Origin of the sequence: Deinococcus sp. YIM 77859 (assembly GCF_000745175.1) — a bacterium.
Classification (GTDB): Bacteria; Deinococcota; Deinococci; order Deinococcales; family Deinococcaceae; genus Deinococcus.
In genome coordinates this window covers 592855-608537 of record NZ_JQNI01000002.1, presented here as the reverse complement: position 1 = coordinate 608537, position 15683 = coordinate 592855, and the positions used below count along the sequence as shown (strand labels likewise).

The following is a 15683-nucleotide window of genomic DNA, read 5'->3' as shown; positions in this document are numbered from 1 at the left end:
CGTGAGCAAAGCAGCGCTGGACCCACGCCTTTACGCGTTTGATGCCCAGACCCGTCTGGCCGAGGCCGCCCTGCAGGGGCGCTTGGCGGGAGAAGGCTGGCAGTTTGTCATGCCCCGCCCGGCTCGTGCGGGCAACGCCCGCGTGAGCCTGCGCGCCGCACCAGACGGGGCCGCCGCGCAGGTGACCGAAGCCCTTCCCGGTGAGGCGCTAGAAGTCATCACCGAGCGGCCAGACGGCTGGGCCTGGGTGCGCACCGAGCACGACCGGTACCTGGGCTGGGCCCGCAGCGCCGCTCTGGTGCTGAAGGGAGCGCCGGCCGGTGAGGTGCTGCGGGTGACGGCGCTGCGGGCCCACGCCTTTGCGGGTCCCCAGGTCAGCCGCCCCATTCTCGCGGAACTCTGCGCGGGAGCGGTCCTGACCCGCGCGCCCGGGGACGAGGTCACCGAGGCGGGCCGCCGCTGGCTGCCGGTGCGGCTGCCCGACGAAACAGAAGCCTGGGTGCAGGCGGTCATCTTCTCGCCTGCCCCGGTGCACGACCTAGGAGCGTGTGCCCTGCGGTTTCTGGAAACGCCCTACGTGTGGGGTGGGCGCAGCGCCTGGGGCCTGGACTGTTCGGGCCTGACCCAGCTCGTGTACGGGATGGCGGGGCGCGCCCTGGCACGCGACGCGGACCAGCAGCAGGCGCAGCTGGCCCCGGTGACCGAGCCGCGGCGGGGCGACCTGGCCTTTTTTCCCGGACACGTCGGGGTGATGCTCAGCGAGCGGCAGATGGTGCATGCCAACGCCACCCAGATGCGCGTGACGGTAGAGACACTGGGGGAAGGCGAGTACGGCGAGCGGCTGGCCCGCAGCCTGACGGGATTTGGGCGGTGGGACGCATGCCGGTGACCTGGGAGACGCTCGAACTGCACACCGCGCAGCCCTTTGGCATCGCCCGCTGGACGCACTCGACCTACCCGCGCACCTTTGTCTCCTTTGAGCAAGGCGGCGTGACGGGCCGGGGCGAGGCTGCGCCGAATGCCTTTTACGGGGAGACACGGAAGACCGTCGAGGCGGTGCTCCCGCTGCTGGCCCAGGCCCTGACGGACGGCTGGGACTGGGACGGGCTGCGCGCGCGGATGCAGGCGCGGCTGCCGGCGGGGCACGCCAGCGCGAAGTGCGCCCTGGAGATGGCGGCGCTGGAATGGGCGGCCTGCACGGCGGGCCTGCCGGTGTGGCGGCTGCTGGGGCTCTCCCCCTCTCCCCTTCCCGAAAGCAGCGTGACGGTGGGCCTGGCCGAGCTGCCCAAGATGCGGCAGGCAGCGCGCGAGGCCGTGACGCGCGGGCACGGCATTCTCAAGGTCAAGCTGGGCACCGACCGGGATGAGGCCATTGTGGAGGCGCTGCGCGAGGAGGCACCTGCCGCTGAGCTCCGGGTGGACGCCAACGCCGCCTGGACCCGGCCGCAGGCGCGGCGGATGCTGGACGTGCTCGCTGCTGCCCGTGTCGAGCTGCTTGAGCAGCCCCTGGCGGCGGATGACCTGGAGGGCCACGCCGAGCTGCGGCGCAGTTCGCCCATTCCGCTGGTGGCTGACGAGAGCCTGCACCACGTCACGGACGTGCCGCGCCTGGCGGCGGCCTTTGACGGGGTGAACCTCAAGCTTGCCAAGCTGGGGGGACCCCTGCAAGCCCTTCACGCGTTGCGGCTGGCCCGCGCCTGCGGCCTGCGGGTGATGATGGGCTGCATGGTCGAGAGCTCGCTGGGGATCGCGGCGGCGGCCCAGCTGGCTGGGGCCTGCGACTGGGCGGACCTCGACGGAGCACTGCTGCTGGCCGACGATCCGTTTACGGGTCTGGGCTGGCAGGCGGGGCGGCTGCAGCGCCCTGAGGGGGTAGGCTGGGGGGTGAAGCGGCGATGACAACGGTCGCTGTGCTGGGCTGCGGCAACCGGGGCGGAGACGTATACGCGCCCTTGCTCGCAGCCGCCGGCGCGCAGGTCACGCATCTGGTGGATCCCCGGCCAGCACGCCTCGCCGAGGTGGCCGCGCGGCTAGGGGTTCCAAAAGAGGCGTGTTTTCTGGAGCCGGAGGCATTTTTTGCGCTGGGGCGGGTAGCGGACGCGGTGGTGATCGCGACTCCCGATGACGCGCACGTGACGCCGTGCCTGCGAGCGCTGGCCCTGGACTACGACGTGCTGCTCGAAAAACCCATCTGTCTGCAGGAAGCCGAACTCGACCTGCTGCGGGCAGCGGAGGCCGCCTCCCGGGGGCGGGTGACGGTCTGCCACGTGCTGCGCGCCGCGCCCTTTTTTCAGGCGCTCACGGCGGTGCTCGCGTCTGGTCGGCTGGGCCGACTCGTAGGCATTCAGCACGCGGAGAACGTGGCCTTTTGGCACTACGCGCACTCGTACGTGCGGGGCAACTGGGCCCAGTCGCCGCCCGCCGCGCCCTTTGTGCTCGCCAAAAGTTGCCATGACCTCGACCTGCTGCGCGCCTGGGCGGGCGCGCCACCCCTGCGGGTCAGCAGCGAGGGCACCCTGCACCACTTTCGCCCCGAACACGCCCCGCCGGGCGCAGCGGCGCGGTGCCTCCACTGCCCGGTGGTGGACTGTCCGTACGACGCGCGGGTGATCTACGGCACCCGTGACCCCCAGCGCTGGCCGGTGACGGTGCTGACGGCGGGAGGGGTGTCCCTTGCGGAGGCGCTTGCCTCTGGGCCGTATGGACGCTGCGTGTACGGCGGCGGCAACAACGTGCCCGACCATCAGGCGGTCACCATCGTGTTTGCCAACGGGGTAACGGCGCAGCTCACAGTCAGCGCCTTTACCCACAACAACACGCGAACGCTGAAGCTGCTGGGTACCCACGGCGAGCTGCGCGGCCACCTCGAGCGCGGCGAGATCGAGCTGCACGACTTCCGCACGGGCGCACTGGAGCGGCAGACCCACGATGTGAGCGGCAACCACGGGGGCGGGGACAAGGGGCTCGTTCAGGCCTGGCTCGCGTTTTTGCGCGGTGAGGCCGCGGTACCCACTCCCCTGGCCGAGTCGCTCGACTCGCACCGCCTGGCCTTTGCCGCCGAGCGGGCGCGGCGGGGGGGAACGGTGGAGTGGCTTCAGACGTAGGAGGACAGAGGACGCCGGAGCAAGCGGCACTTAGTGAATGTTTTCACGACAAAACTGGTCGTGAAAGTTTTCTTTCCTAAACGCCACACTGCTTCAGAAAGTCGAGGGTACAGCGTGCAACGGTGCGGGGAAAGGAGTCGGTCAGGGCATGGGAGCCGCCAGGGATTTCGCATACCACGGCCTCGGGAATGGCGTGGCAGATGGCCTCGAGCGTCCAGGTTTGAATGACGGGGTCACCGGTGCCGTCGAGGAGCAGGGTGGGAACCCGAACATGGGGCAAGAGAGGACCGGTGTCGTGCTCTTGCTGGTCGCGGGCGAGGCGGACCATTCGGCACGGGCCGCTGCGCAGGTAGGCGGCCAGGGCGGGCAGGAGAAGCCCGGGCCGCTCGCGGGGGATGTCCAGCAGCAGGCGCACAAGCTGCACCGCGAGATGAGGGTTTTCAGGAATGCCGGTGGGCGCGCAGGCGATCAGGGCGCTGACACACTGCGGGTACCGCGCGGCCAGATCAAAGATGACTTCACCCCCCAGCGAGTGGCCGAGCAGGGGCACGCTGCCCAGGCCAGTCTGTTCCAGCCAGGCGGCAAGGTGGTCGGTGAGGTCCTCGATGGTGCGGGGAGAGCCGGAGCCGCCCTGGCTACAGCCGTGCCCCGGCGGATCGTAGACATAGACGGTCCGGGCGCGGCAGAGTTCACGGGCGACCCGCACGTACATCCAAGAGGCGCAGCCCAGACCCGGCACCACGACCAGCGGTGGGCCCGCGCCGTACACCCGGGCATGTGTGAGAAGACCCCGAACGGGCGTGTACACGGAGCGGCCGCTCAAGCCGCACCGCCCTCCCCGTCCCCGCGTAGAAAGTCGAGCACCAGGGCATTGAAGCGCTCCGGGGCGTCTACCATCACCACATGTCCGGCTCGGGGAATCTCCTCATAGCGGGCCCCGGGAATAGCCGCGGCCAGGGCGCGGCCCAGGGGCGCGGGCACCAGCGCGTCCCGCGCGCCCCACACGACGAGGGTACGGGCACTCAGCTGCGGCAAAAGGTCCTGCACGCTGTCTTTGAGCAGGTCCGTCGCGCTGCGCCAGAGGTTGAAAGGGCCGCTGCGCGCGGCATCCGCCAGGATGCGGGGCACAAAGGTCACCCGGCCCATCAGGGCGGCGCGCGGCAGATGCAGGGCCAGGCGGTAGGGACTGCCCTTGAGGAGACCGCTCGCGCAGGCCAGGACCAGGTTGTCCACCCGTTCGGGGCGCAGCGCGGCCACATGCATACAGATATGCCCACCCATCGAGTGTCCGATCAGGGTGACGTGCCGCAGCTCGAGATGATCCAGCCATGCGGCGATGAGCGCCGCCGCCGCCCGTACGCCCAGGGCCCGCTGCCGGCGCGCGGCGCCGTAGCCGGTGAGGTCCAGCACATACACCCGGTGCGTGGCGGAGAGCGCCGGGACGTTGCGCCGCCACCAGCGGCTCGACCCGCTCAGGCCGTGTACCAGTACGATGGGCTCACCCTGCCCGGTCACGTCATAGCCCAGCGCCGCGCCACCGGAACGGAACAGCAGGGATCGCACGGGCAAGAGGATAGCCCAAAGCGGTCAGCGCCCAGCAATCAGGTCCAGAAACAGGGCGTGAAGCCGGGGATCCGGTGTGAGTTCTGGATGAAAGGCACTCGCCAGCAGGCGGCCCTGGCGCGCCAGCACAATCTGGCCAGCGTGCCGCGCGAGCACCTCTACGCTGGGCCCTACCTGCTCGATCACGGGCGCGCGAATAAAGACGGCGGGAAAGGGGGCCCCGAGTCCCCGCACGTCCAGCGGCACGCGAAAAGAGTCCACCTGCCGGCCAAAGGCGTTGCGGCGAACCGTGAGGTCCATCAGCCCGAGGCTCGCCTGCCGTCCGCCGAACTGTGGGGGCGCCCCCAGAACCTCGCGGGCCAGCAGAATCGCCCCCGCGCAGGTTCCCCACAGGGCGCCGCCCCCCGCGTACCAGTCGCGCATCGGAGCCCACAAACCAAAGTCGTCCATCAGCCGAGCGATGGTGGTGCTCTCGCCCCCGGGCAGAATCAGCCCGTGCAGCCCGGCGAGGTCGGCGGGAAGGCGGACTTCCGTCACGCGCGCGCCGAGCGCCTCCAGCCGCTGCCGGTGCTCACGAAAGGCGCCCTGGAGGGCCAGAACGCCAATCGAGGGCTGAGCCGTGCCTCTCCCCTTTCCTACCATCCCCGTCCGGCCAGGCGCTCTGCGGGAATGAGGTGATCGATGTTGATTCCGGTCATGGGGGCGCCGAGGTCCTCGCTGATCTCGGCGAGGATGTCGGGGTTCTGGTAATGGGTGACGGCCTTGACGATGGCCCGGGCACGGCGCTCGGGGTCGGCACTCTTGAAGATCCCGCTGCCGACAAAGACACCGTCGAGCCCCAGCTGCATCATCAGGGCGGCATCGGCCGGAGTCGCGACGCCACCGGCAGCGAAGTTCACGACGGGCAGCTTGCCGTGTGCGTGAACGTACTGCACCAGGTGGTAGGGCGCTTGCAGGTCGCGGGCCACCGTCATCAGTTCCTCAGCAGGACGGGCCTGGATCGCCCGGATCTCGCCCAGGACGGTGCGGGCGTGCCGAACCGCCTCGATGATGTTGCCGGTTCCCGCCTCGCCCTTGGTGCGGATCATCGAGGCACCCTCGCCGATGCGGCGCAGCGCCTCGCCAAGGTTCTTCGCGCCACAGACAAAGGGAACTTTGAACTTCGTCTTGTCGATGTGGTACTGATCGTCGGCCGGCGTCAGCACCTCGGATTCGTCGATAAAGTCCACGCCGATGGCCTCCAGAATCTGCGCCTCCACAAAGTGGCCGATGCGGACTTTGGCCATCACGGGAATGGTCACGGCCCCGAGAATCTCCTTGATCATCCGGGGATCACTCATGCGGGCCACGCCGCCGTCCTTGCGGATATCGGCGGGGACGCGTTCCAGAGCCATCACCGCAGTGGCGCCGGCCGCCTCGGCAATGCGCGCCTGCTCGGCCGTCACGACGTCCATGATCACGCCGCCCTTAAACATCTCGGCAAAGCCCTGCTTGATTTCAGGCGTTCCGGTTTGAGCCTCGGTCATGCGGGCAGCCTAAGCCAAAACTGGCCCTATAAGCAGGGCCAGTTTGGGGGGAGGCATGGGGTCAGTTGCGGGAACGGGCGACCTGTTGGATACAGGCCACGAGTTGTGAGGGGCGAAAGGGCTTGACCAGATAGGTCGCCACCACGTGCGGGCCGAGTTCCGGGAGGGCTTCTGTGCGGGTCAGGCCGGAGAGAAAGACGACGGGGGGCAGGCGCGCCTGAAGCGCTCCATGCAGGCGGCGCACCGTCTCGAAGCCGTCCCAGGGCGCCATCAGCACGTCCATGACGATCACGTCAAAGCTGTGGGCCCCGGCGGCCCGCAGCGCGTCGGGGCCGCTTCTGGCGGTGACCACGGTAAAGCCGTGCAGCGAGAGGGAGAGGTCAAGCAGCTCGAGGATCTGTTCCTCGTCGTCGACGACCAGGAGGTGCAGCGTGCTGGAACGGGCGGCGGCCGCGCTCACGGGAGCAGCGCCAGCGGGTCAACCGCCTGACCGTTCAGCCGCACCTCGAAATGCAGGTGCGGGCCGGTGCAGATGCCGGTGCAGCCCACAAAGCCGATCAGGTCGCCCTGCTGCACAGTCTCTCCTGCCCTCACAGCGGCGCGGCTGAGGTGGCCATACACCAGGGTGCTGTTGCCCTGAACGGTGTAGACGTTCATGCCGTAAGCGCCGTAGCCGCTTTCCGTCACCGTTCCGGCGGCCGCGGCATAGATGGGCGTGCCCGCCGGGGCCGCGAGGTCGACGCCCCCGTGGAACACCTGCTTGTGAAAGTCGATATCCTCTTCGCCGTAGCGGCTGGTGATGCGGAAGCTGCGCATGGGCCAGGCCAGGCCCCCCGTTGCCGAGACATTCACCCCGGCGGTCCGGGTGGTGAGCGGTTGGGCCGCCTCCCGTTGGCGCAGGCGCTCGCGCAGGGCGGCCTGCGCGGCCTCGTACTGGGCCTGACGCTCGTAGCGGGCGATCAGGGCCTGCCGTTCGGGGCTGCTTTTCCAGGCCAGATACGCCTCGTACCGTGCCTGCCGGGCGTAGTTCTCCTCCAGGCGCGCCCGTTCGCGGGCCTTTTGCCAGGCGAGGTACCGCTCGTACTGCGCCTGCACGCGGGCCCGGCGCTCGGCCTCTCGCTGAGCTTGGCGGCGCGCCAGCAGCTTGCGGTGGTACTGCTCGGCCTGAAGGCCAGGGAGCAGCAGATAGTCACCCGGCTGGAGGGCCGTGGGCAGCACGCCGTTGGCGCGGGCGGTGCGCGCCAGGTCCGCGCCGTACCCCGCGATCAGGGAAAGCGCGGTCTGCCCGGGCTTGATGCGCAGCAGCAAACCGCGCTCGGCGGTGGGAAGAAAGAGCGTCTCGCCGGGCCGCACCGTATCCAGGCTCTGCAGGTGCAGGTTCGCGCTGAGGAGGTCCAGCAGGCTCAGGCCGTGGCGCGCGGCGATGCGGGCCAGGGTCTCACCGGGCTGCACGGTGTAGGTCACCACGGTGGGGGGCAGCGCAGGCGGCCGCGCGGGGTCGGGCTGGGGAAGCTGAACGCGCAGCACCCTGCCCCGCTCACCCGGCGTGCGGGGCAGGGCGTCTACCGCCGCTGTGGCCACGCCGTAGCGAAGGGCGACGCGCTCAGGGGGCTGTGCGGTCACCAGCACCACGCTGGGCGGCTGGGGCAGGCGCGTGAGCTGAACGGTGGGAAGGGCGGCGTGCAGCACGTCGGCGGGCGTGGGCACGCGCAGCAGCTCGCTGATCCCCTCGGTGGGGAATGGGGCGGCGAGGGCCGCCGGAGTCCCCAGGGCGAGCGTCAGGGTGAGGACAGAGGTGCCCCAACAGGGGCGGGAGAGAAACTGCAACACGGGCCTCCAGACAGAGGATGTCCCGGGGCGTGCCCTCAGGGGCAAGCAGCCCGGACACCCGGGATACGGGAATCAGGGTCGGGAACGGCGGGGGCCTTAGCCGCCCGCGAGCGCTTGCAGGAACTCGACGTTGTTGCGGGTCTTGCCCATGCGCGAGAGCAGCATCTCCATCGCGTCGGCGGGGTCCATGTCAGAGATCACCTTGCGCAGAAGCCACATCTTTTTCAGCACGTCGGGCTGAAGCAGAAGTTCCTCGCGGCGGGTGCCCGACTTGAGGATGTCGAGTGCCGGGAAGATCCGGCGCTCTTCGAGGCGGCGCGAGAGAACGAGTTCGGCGTTGCCGGTACCCTTGAATTCTTCGAAGATCACGTCGTCCATGCGGGAGCCGGTCTCCACGAGCGCGGTCGCCAGGATGGTGAGCGAGCCGCCCTCGCGGGTGTTGCGCGCCGCGCCCAGAAAGCGCTTGGGCCAGTGCAGCGCGTTGGAGTCCAGGCCCCCGGAGAGGGTACGCCCGGTGGGCGGCGTCACGAGGTTGTTCGCGCGGGCGAGGCGGGTGATCGAGTCGAGCAGAATCACCACATGTCCGCCCTCCTCCACGATGCGGCGAGCGCGCTCGTGCACGAACTCCGCCACGCGGACGTGATGCTGGGGCGGCTCATCAAAGGTGGAGGCGATCACCTGCGCGCCCTGCACGCTTTCGCGGAAGTCGGTGACCTCCTCGGGGCGCTCATCAACCAGCAGGACCATCACGGTCACTTCGGGGTAGTTCTTGACGATGGAGTTGGCGATCTTTTTCAGCAGGGTCGTTTTCCCCGCTTTGGGCGGCGCGACGATCAGGGCACGCTGCCCCCGCCCGATGGGCACGAGCAGGTCGACCACCCGCAGCGAGAGGCTGTCATCCATCAAGGGATCTTCGAGAACAAGCTGCCGGTCGGGAAAGGTCGGGGTCAGGTCGTCGAAGCGGGGGCGCTTGCGCGCAGACTCGGGATCCAGGCCATTGACGGCTTCGACCTGCACAAGCGTGCCGTAGCGTTCGTTCTCGCGCGGTTTGCGGGCGCGGCCAATCACCTCGTCTCCGGTGCGCAGGTGAAACTGCTTGATCAGCCCCGCGGTGACGAGCACGCTCCGCGAGGTTGGATCCAGCAGGTCAGCCTGCAAGAAGCCGTAGCCGTCGGGACTGATCTCCAGGTAGCCGCGGGCAAGCACCTGTCCCTCGGCCTGGGCCTGACGCTCCATGATCGCGAGGGCCAGCGCGTCCTTTTTCAGTTTGCGGTAGTTTTCGATGCCCAGGCTGGCCGCGATCAGGTGCAGCTCCGGCAGGATCTTCTGCTGGAGTTCGTGGTAGGGCAGGGGCGCGGTGAGATGCGCTTCGGTCACTGCTTCTGGCCTCCCTGGGCCGTCACGCCGCCCGCCTGCGGATTGGTGCCCGCCTCACTGGCAGGGGTCTCGGGGCTGGCCCCGGCGCGCTTCGCCCAGTCCTTGAGGAAGGCGTCCAGACCCGCACTCGTGAGGGGGTGCTTGATCATCGAGGTAAAGACCTTGTAGGGCACGGTCGCCACGTCTGCCCCCGCCAGTGCCGCCTGCACGACGTGCTGCGGGTGGCGGATAGACGCCGCCAGCACTTTGGTGGGGATATTCCCCAGCACGTAGGCTTCCTTGATCTGGCGCACCAACTCGACGCCGTCCCAGCCGATATCGTCCACACGGCCCGCAAAGGGTGACACGTAGGTGGCTCCGGCACGCGCGGCCAGCAGCGCCTGCGGCACGCTGAAACACAGGGTGATGTTGGTGCGGATGCCCTCCTGGGTCAGCGCTCGGCAGGCTTGCAGCCCCGCTGGGGTCAGCGGCAGCTTCACGACGACGTGTTCACTCCAGCTCGCGAACTCGCGGCCTTCTTGGATCATGCCGTCCGCATCGAGCGCGGTCACCTCCGCGCTGATGGCCCCGCCGACAAGCTCCGAGAGTTCCTGAATGACTTCCTGAAAGTCGCGGCCCGAGGCGGCGACCAGGCTGGGGTTGGTGGTCACGCCCGACAGAACACCCCAGGCGTTGATCTCTCGCACCTCGTCAATGATGGCGGTATCGATAAAGAATTCCATGTTGCTTCTCCCTCCGGGGGATTGTAAGGCCCGCCCTGGGCAGCTGCGGTCACCCTGTGGTCAACTGCACCTCTTGCAGCCCTTCCGTCCCCCTGCTGCCTTCAGTTCAGCATATCTGGCCCGGCGTGATTGCGCGTCACCTGACCGATTGACCCCACCCATGCTGCGCGCCTACCATGAGGCGCACCCCCGATGGGGGGTGAGCAATCCAACAAGGCGAACGCGAGAAGAGTACGCGGGGCCAGGCCTCTCACAGCGAGTTCGGGACGGTGTGAGCCGGACGGGAGGCCCCCGCCGAAGATCCCCTCCCGCGCCGGACGAAGAACAGCCACAGGCTCAGTAGACCGTCCCGGAGGCCCCCCGACAGCGGGCGTGAATGAGGCCGCCAGCGAGCGGTGAAGTTGGGTGGTACCACGCGCCAACACGTTGTCTGCGCGTCCCAGCAGCCAGGCTGGGGCGCGTGCTTGTTTTGGGTTCGCCGCCTTTTTTCCCCAGTCTCAAGGAGCCAGCATGACCAGCACCGAGACCACACCCAGCACGCCCCTCTTTCAACCGGTCAGCGCGCAGCCCAGCTTCCGCGACCTCGAACAGGAGGTGTTGAAGTTCTGGCGGGAGCAGCGCGTCTTTGAGCAGACGCAGGAGCGCCAAGAGGGCCAGCCCGAGTTCGTCTTCTACGAGGGGCCGCCCACGGCGAACGGAAAACCGGCGCTGCACCACGTTCTCGCGCGCTCCTTTAAGGACCTCTTTCCCCGCTACAAGGTGATGCAGGGCTACTTTGTGACCCGCAAGGGGGGCTGGGACACGCACGGCCTCCCGGTCGAGATCAGCGTAGAAAAGAGGCTGGGCCTGCTTGGGCGCAACCACGGCGCGACGCGGGAGGAGCTCGCCGAATTCAACCGTCTGTGCCGCAGCTCGGTGTGGGAAACCATTCAGGAGTGGAACACCTTTACCGAGCGGCTGGGGTACTGGGTGGACCTGGCAGACCCCTATATCACGTACGAGAACGAGTACGTGGAGAGCGTGTGGAACCTCCTCAAAAGGCTGCACCACAAGGGCCTGATCGCCCAGGACTACAAGGTGGTGCCGCTCTCGCCGCGCATCTCCACCACGCTCTCCAAGGCCGAGCTGGGCGAGGTGGACAGCTACCGCATGGTGGACGACCCCAGCGTGTACGTGCGTTTCCCGGTGATCTGGGACACCCTGCCCGAGCGGGCGCACGCCGCCCTGAGTGCGCTGCGTGCAGAAGACCGGCAGAACCTCGCGCTGGTGGTGTGGACAACCACGCCCTGGACACTCCCGAGCAACACGCTGGCCGCGGTGAATGCCGACCTGACGTATGTGGTGGCGCGCAGCCCTCTGGGTCCGATCATCGTGGCGGAGGACGCGCTCGAGCGCCTCAGCGACCTGCACAAGAAAGAGGGCCCGCTGGAGGTCCTCGTTCGCTTCCCAGGCCGTGACCTGGAGGGCGTGGAGTACGAACCGCCCTTCCCAGAGGTGGCCGCAGAGCTGGGGGCGGTGGGAGCGCTGCACGAGCGCAACGCCCAGGGTCGCCCGGTGATGCACTTCGTGGCCCTGGCCGACTTCGTGTCGGCGGCGGACGGCTCGGGCGTGGCGCACGAGGCCCCGGCCTACGGCGCGGAGGACCTGGAGCTCGCGCGCCGCTACGGGGTGCCGCTGCTGTTCGGCGTAGATGAGCGCGGCATTCTGCGGGTGACGGGAGAGCGCGGCAAGTTCTTCAAGGACGCCGACAAGGGGCTGATCGCCGACCTGAGGGCGCGGGGACTGCTGTTTCACGCGGGCACCATCCGGCACCGCTATCCCTTCCACGACCGCACGGGTGATCCCATCCTGTACTTCGCCAAGAAGGGCTGGTACATCCGCACAAACAGCGTCTCGACGCGGATGCTGGAGACGAATGAGCAGGTCAACTGGGTCCCGCCGGGCATCAAGCACGGCCGCTTCGGCCACTGGCTGGAGGGGAACGTGGACTGGGCGATCTCGCGCGAGCGCTACTGGGGCACGCCGCTCCCCTTCTGGATGTCCGAAGACGGCGACCTGCGGGTCGTGGGCAGCGTGGCCGAGCTCGCAGAGCTGACCGGGCGGGACCTCAGCGAGCTCGATCTGCACCGGCCCTTTATCGACGACGTGACCTTTGAGCTGGGCGGCAAGACCTACCGCCGGGTGCCAGAGGTGCTCGACGTGTGGTTTGACTCCGGCGCGATGCCCTACGCGCAGTGGCACCTGCTGACCGATGAGACGGGCGAGCGGGCGCTGCCGGGAACAGAAGCGAACCTGGTGCAGTTCCAGCGGCACTTTCCCGCTGACTTCATCTGCGAGGCGATCGACCAGACGCGCGGGTGGTTCTACTCCCTGCACGCGATTGCCACCATGCTGTATGACCAGCCGGCGTACCGGAACGTGATCTGCCTGGGGCACATCGTGGACGAGCACGGCGCCAAGATGAGCAAGAGCAAGGGCAACGTGGTGGAGCCGCTCCCGCTTTTTGACCGCTACGGCGCGGACTCGGTGCGCTGGTACATGTTCATGGCGTCCGACCCCGGCGACCAAAAGCGGTTCTCCGAGCGGCTGGTGGCGGAAGCGCAGCGCAACTACGTGAACACGCTGTGGAACGTCTACTCGTTTTTCGTGCTGTACGCGAACCTCGACCAGCCCGCGCTGGGGGCCGCCCCCCCCGCGGCGGAGCGTCCGGAGATGGACCGCTGGCTGCTGGCCCGGCTGGAGGAGACGGTGCGGGACGTGACGGCGGCGCTTGACGCCTACGACGCTCGCGGCGGCGGACGGGCGCTGGAGCGCTTCGTGGACGACCTGAGCAACTGGTACGTGCGGCGTAACCGCTCACGCTTCTGGGGCGGTGAGGGCTCTGCTGATCTCAGCGCCTACGCGACGCTGCACGAGGCGCTGCTGACCGTCTCGCAGCTGACCGCGCCGTTCACGCCGTTCCTGGCGGAGGCGCTGTACCGCAACCTCACCCGGGGGCAGGGTGCCCAGAGCGTGCACCTCACCCGCTGGCCGCAGGTGCGTGAGGAGCGGCTGGATGACCGCCTGACCCGGGAGATGGCGGCGGTGATGAAGGTGGTGGAGCTGGGCCGGGCGGTGCGCGGAGCGCATGGCCTCAAGACGCGTCAGCCCCTCGCGAGCGTGACGGTGCGGGCGGCTACTCCAGAACAGACCGACGCGCTGCGGCGAGCGCAGGAGCAGATCAAGGAGGAACTGAATGTCAAACAGGTGCACTTCCTGGAGGGTGTGACCGACCTGGTTCGCTACAGCCTGCGTCCCAACCTGCCGGTGCTGGGCAAGGTGTACGGCAAGGCGCTGCCGGCGGTGCGGGCGGCTTTGGCGAATGCGGACGCGGCTGCCGTCGCCCACGCGGTGCACAGCGGCGAGAGCTTCACCGTGGAGGCGAACGGGCAGACCTTTACGCTCACGCCCGAGCAGGTGCTGGTGGACGCCAAGGCTCCCGAGGGCGTGGCGGCGGCCGAGGACGGCGGCTTCCTGGTGGCCTTTGAGACGCAGCTCACCCGTGAACTGGTGCTTGAAGGCCTGGCCCGCGACCTGGTGCGCGGCATCCAGGAGGCGCGCAAGGCGGCAGGCTTCGAGGTGCAAGACCGCATTCACCTCGCGCTCGACCTGAGCGGCGAGGCCCGCGAAGCCGCCGAGCTGTGGCGGGATTTTATCGCCGGGGAGGTGCTGGCCCAGGCGCTGACCTTTGGCCCGGGCGAGGGCCATCCGGCGCAGGTAGAGGGCGGCACGGCGTACCTGACACGGGTGGTCTCGCCCGCCTAACCCACTTTTTGCCGGCCAACCTACTGCGGGCTGAGAAACCCCCACTTTCGCAGGATCCTCTGTCCTTCCGGGGAGAGCACAAAGGCCACAAACGCCTGCGCCGCCGCCCCGTTGGCCGCATTGGTCAGGATGCCGATGGGATAGCTGGCGCTTTGGTTAAACCGCGAGGGCAACGGGATCACCCGCACGCTGGCTTTGAGGGCGGGCGTGACATCGCTGCGGTACACCACGGCGGCATCAGCCTCACCGAGCTGCACCTTCAGCGCCACCTGCCGCACGTTTGGTTCCTCGCTCACCACGTTCTTCAGAACCTGCTCGGCGAAGTTCTTGCCGTAGGTTCCGGACTGCTCGGCGGCCGCCAGCATCCGGCGGGTGTAGTCGCCCGCCGGAACGGCTTTGTCCGCGATAACGACCTTGACACCGGGCTTGGCGAGGTCGGGCAGGGCCGTCACCTTGGCTGTGCCCTTTGGGGCGATCATCGCCAGCGTGTTCCGCGCGAACAGCTGTCCAGGCTGGAGCAGGCCCGCCTTGACGAGCGGGTCAAACTGGGCAGCGTTGGCGCTCGCATACACGTCGGCCCTCGCGCCGTTCTCGAGTTGGGTCCGCAGCGCCTGCGACCCAGCGAACTGAAAGACCGTGGTGTTCCCGGTCCGGGCGTCAAAGGCTTTGCCGAGCTCCGTAAAGGCGTCGGTCAGCGAGGCCGCGGCAAAGACCCGCAGCGGGGCGGCCTGGGCACTCCCCAGCAGAAGGAGTGTGAGGATGACGTGGCGACACGACATAGGAAACCTCCAGGGGGACAGTGCCACCGAGCAACAGGGCTGCCCCCCCGAACGTAATCCGCCGCCGGCCCAGGGTCAACCGCGGCCCACCCTGAAGCCAACCTCAGCTGGCCCAGGGCCGGGCCATCAGGCCATAGGTGCCGGGGCCAACGTGGGCGCCGATCACCGGGCCAAGCAGTTGCAGGCGGCCCCGCGCCACCTTCAGGCGGCTGGCACTCACCGCCGCCTTGAGTTCTGCGATGCGGGCGGCGTCCCGGCCCGCGTGCCCGATGGTGAGGGCCACCGGCTCGCGGCCGAACTGCGCTTCGAGCTGCTCGAGCATGTCGCGGGTGGCCTGCTGGCCCCGCACCCGGCGCACGGGCTTGAGGCGGCCCGCGTCGAAACGCAGCACGGGCCGCACGCCCAGCATGTTCCCAAGAAGCTCCTGCGCTCGCGACAGCCGTCCGCCGCGGCGCAGGTATTCCAGGGTCGGCACGGTGAATTCGGCCAGCAGGCCCGCCCGCACGGCCTCGACCGCTCGGACGGCCTGCGCCATGTCCCCGCCCGCCCGCACCGTCTCCACGGCGGCGATGGCGGCTTCTGCCAGCGGGAGAGACGCCAGACCCGTATCCAGCACCTGCACGCGGTCCCCGGCATTCAGGGCGGCGGCGGCCTGCCGGGCGTGTTCGGCGGTATCCGAAAGGTGCCCGCTGATGTGCAGGCTCAGAATGCCGCTGTGGGTGGCGAGCAGCTCGCGGTAGACGCGCTCAAAGGCGGCCGGTGGAGCGGGCTGGGTTTGAACCTGCCCGCCGGTCCGCTGGTGATCGTACACAGCGTCCGGGTCGATCTCCTGCCAGTCGAGGAAGGATCGGCCATGCAGCAGCACCCGCAGGGGCACAACGTGCAGCCCCAGCGCGCGGGCAGTCTCGGGGGCCAGGTCGCAGGTGGAATCGGTGACGACGGCAAGCATGCTGGTCAGCAGCGTAGCGGTGAGGTTCC

Annotated in this window: 14 protein-coding genes; 4 read left to right on the top strand and 10 right to left on the bottom strand. The window is 68.8% G+C overall.

What is annotated here, in order from left to right:
- Position 1 precedes the first annotated feature (1 nt).
- The 3 genes from EI73_RS03095 to EI73_RS03085 are packed head-to-tail and all read left to right on the top strand — an operon-like array spanning position 2 to position 3104.
- Complete coding sequence (locus EI73_RS03095) at positions 2-889, top strand: C40 family peptidase (protein WP_034384129.1); 888 nt, start codon at positions 2-4, stop codon at positions 887-889.
- Positions 880-1899: a dipeptide epimerase gene (locus EI73_RS03090; RefSeq protein WP_034384126.1), complete on the top strand. Its 1020-nt coding sequence runs from the start codon at positions 880-882 to the stop codon at positions 1897-1899. Before EI73_RS03095 ends, EI73_RS03090 begins: the two co-directional genes overlap by 10 nt.
- On the top strand, positions 1896-3104 hold the full coding sequence (locus tag EI73_RS03085) for a Gfo/Idh/MocA family protein (protein WP_034384124.1): 1209 nt from the start codon (positions 1896-1898) through the stop codon (positions 3102-3104). Before EI73_RS03090 ends, EI73_RS03085 begins: the two co-directional genes overlap by 4 nt.
- 76 nt (positions 3105-3180) lie before the next feature.
- Here the strand turns inward: EI73_RS03085 and EI73_RS03080 are convergent, their stop codons facing one another.
- From EI73_RS03080 to fsa, 8 genes are all read right to left on the bottom strand, one after another.
- Entirely contained in the window at positions 3181-3927 is a 747-nt protein-coding gene (locus tag EI73_RS03080) for an alpha/beta fold hydrolase (protein ID WP_034384122.1), read from the bottom strand.
- On the bottom strand, positions 3924-4667 hold the full coding sequence (locus EI73_RS03075) for an alpha/beta fold hydrolase (protein WP_156103443.1): 744 nt from the start codon (positions 4665-4667) through the stop codon (positions 3924-3926). Before EI73_RS03075 ends, EI73_RS03080 begins: the two co-directional genes overlap by 4 nt.
- Before the next feature lie 24 nt (positions 4668-4691).
- Positions 4692-5309, bottom strand: a complete 618-nt coding sequence (gene pdxT, locus EI73_RS03070; RefSeq protein WP_034384118.1) for a pyridoxal 5'-phosphate synthase glutaminase subunit PdxT — start codon at positions 5307-5309, stop codon at positions 4692-4694.
- Entirely contained in the window at positions 5303-6193 is an 891-nt protein-coding gene (gene pdxS / locus EI73_RS03065) for a pyridoxal 5'-phosphate synthase lyase subunit PdxS (RefSeq protein WP_034384112.1), read from the bottom strand. Before pdxS ends, pdxT begins: the two co-directional genes overlap by 7 nt.
- Positions 6194-6254: 61 nt before the next feature.
- A complete protein-coding gene (locus EI73_RS03060; protein ID WP_051935396.1) occupies positions 6255-6653 on the bottom strand; it encodes a response regulator in 399 nt (132 codons plus the stop codon).
- Positions 6650-8023 (bottom strand): peptidoglycan DD-metalloendopeptidase family protein, encoded by a 1374-nt coding sequence (locus tag EI73_RS03055; RefSeq protein WP_034384106.1) that lies wholly within the window; start codon positions 8021-8023, stop codon positions 6650-6652. The genes EI73_RS03060 and EI73_RS03055 overlap by 4 nt, the downstream gene beginning before the upstream one ends.
- A gap of 96 nt (positions 8024-8119) precedes the next feature.
- On the bottom strand, positions 8120-9400 hold the full coding sequence (gene rho, locus EI73_RS03050; RefSeq protein ID WP_034384102.1) for a transcription termination factor Rho: 1281 nt from the start codon (positions 9398-9400) through the stop codon (positions 8120-8122).
- Positions 9397-10122: a fructose-6-phosphate aldolase gene (gene fsa / locus EI73_RS03045; protein WP_034384101.1), complete on the bottom strand. Its 726-nt coding sequence runs from the start codon at positions 10120-10122 to the stop codon at positions 9397-9399. The genes rho and fsa overlap by 4 nt, the downstream gene beginning before the upstream one ends.
- 510 nt (positions 10123-10632) lie before the next feature.
- On the opposite strand from fsa, the gene ileS reads away from it, so the two are divergent.
- Positions 10633-13926, top strand: coding sequence for an isoleucine--tRNA ligase (ileS, locus tag EI73_RS03040; protein WP_034384098.1), 3294 nt, complete (start codon positions 10633-10635; stop codon positions 13924-13926).
- Positions 13927-13946: 20 nt separating this feature from the next.
- Here the strand turns inward: ileS and modA are convergent, their stop codons facing one another.
- Positions 13947-14705: a molybdate ABC transporter substrate-binding protein gene (gene modA, locus EI73_RS03035; RefSeq protein WP_034384096.1), complete on the bottom strand. Its 759-nt coding sequence runs from the start codon at positions 14703-14705 to the stop codon at positions 13947-13949.
- A gap of 103 nt (positions 14706-14808) precedes the next feature.
- Positions 14809-15654: a DegV family protein gene (locus EI73_RS03030; protein WP_034384093.1), complete on the bottom strand. Its 846-nt coding sequence runs from the start codon at positions 15652-15654 to the stop codon at positions 14809-14811.
- Between the last annotated feature and the right edge of the window lie 29 nt (positions 15655-15683).

Excerpts from the sequence above, each read along its gene's own strand:
- fsa (WP_034384101.1), bottom strand. The coding sequence starts at position 10,122 with ATGGAATTCTTTATCGATACCGCCATCATTGACGAGGTGCGAGAGATC.
- pdxT (WP_034384118.1), bottom strand. The coding sequence starts at position 5,309 with ATGGTAGGAAAGGGGAGAGGCACGGCTCAGCCCTCGATTGGCGTTCTG.
- EI73_RS03090 (WP_034384126.1), top strand. The coding sequence starts at position 880 with ATGCCGGTGACCTGGGAGACGCTCGAACTGCACACCGCGCAGCCCTTT.
- modA (WP_034384096.1), bottom strand. The coding sequence starts at position 14,705 with ATGTCGTGTCGCCACGTCATCCTCACACTCCTTCTGCTGGGGAGTGCC.
- pdxS (WP_034384112.1), bottom strand. The coding sequence starts at position 6,193 with ATGACCGAGGCTCAAACCGGAACGCCTGAAATCAAGCAGGGCTTTGCC.
- EI73_RS03085 (WP_034384124.1), top strand. The coding sequence starts at position 1,896 with ATGACAACGGTCGCTGTGCTGGGCTGCGGCAACCGGGGCGGAGACGTA.
- EI73_RS03030 (WP_034384093.1), bottom strand. The coding sequence starts at position 15,654 with ATGCTTGCCGTCGTCACCGATTCCACCTGCGACCTGGCCCCCGAGACT.
- ileS (WP_034384098.1), top strand. The coding sequence starts at position 10,633 with ATGACCAGCACCGAGACCACACCCAGCACGCCCCTCTTTCAACCGGTC.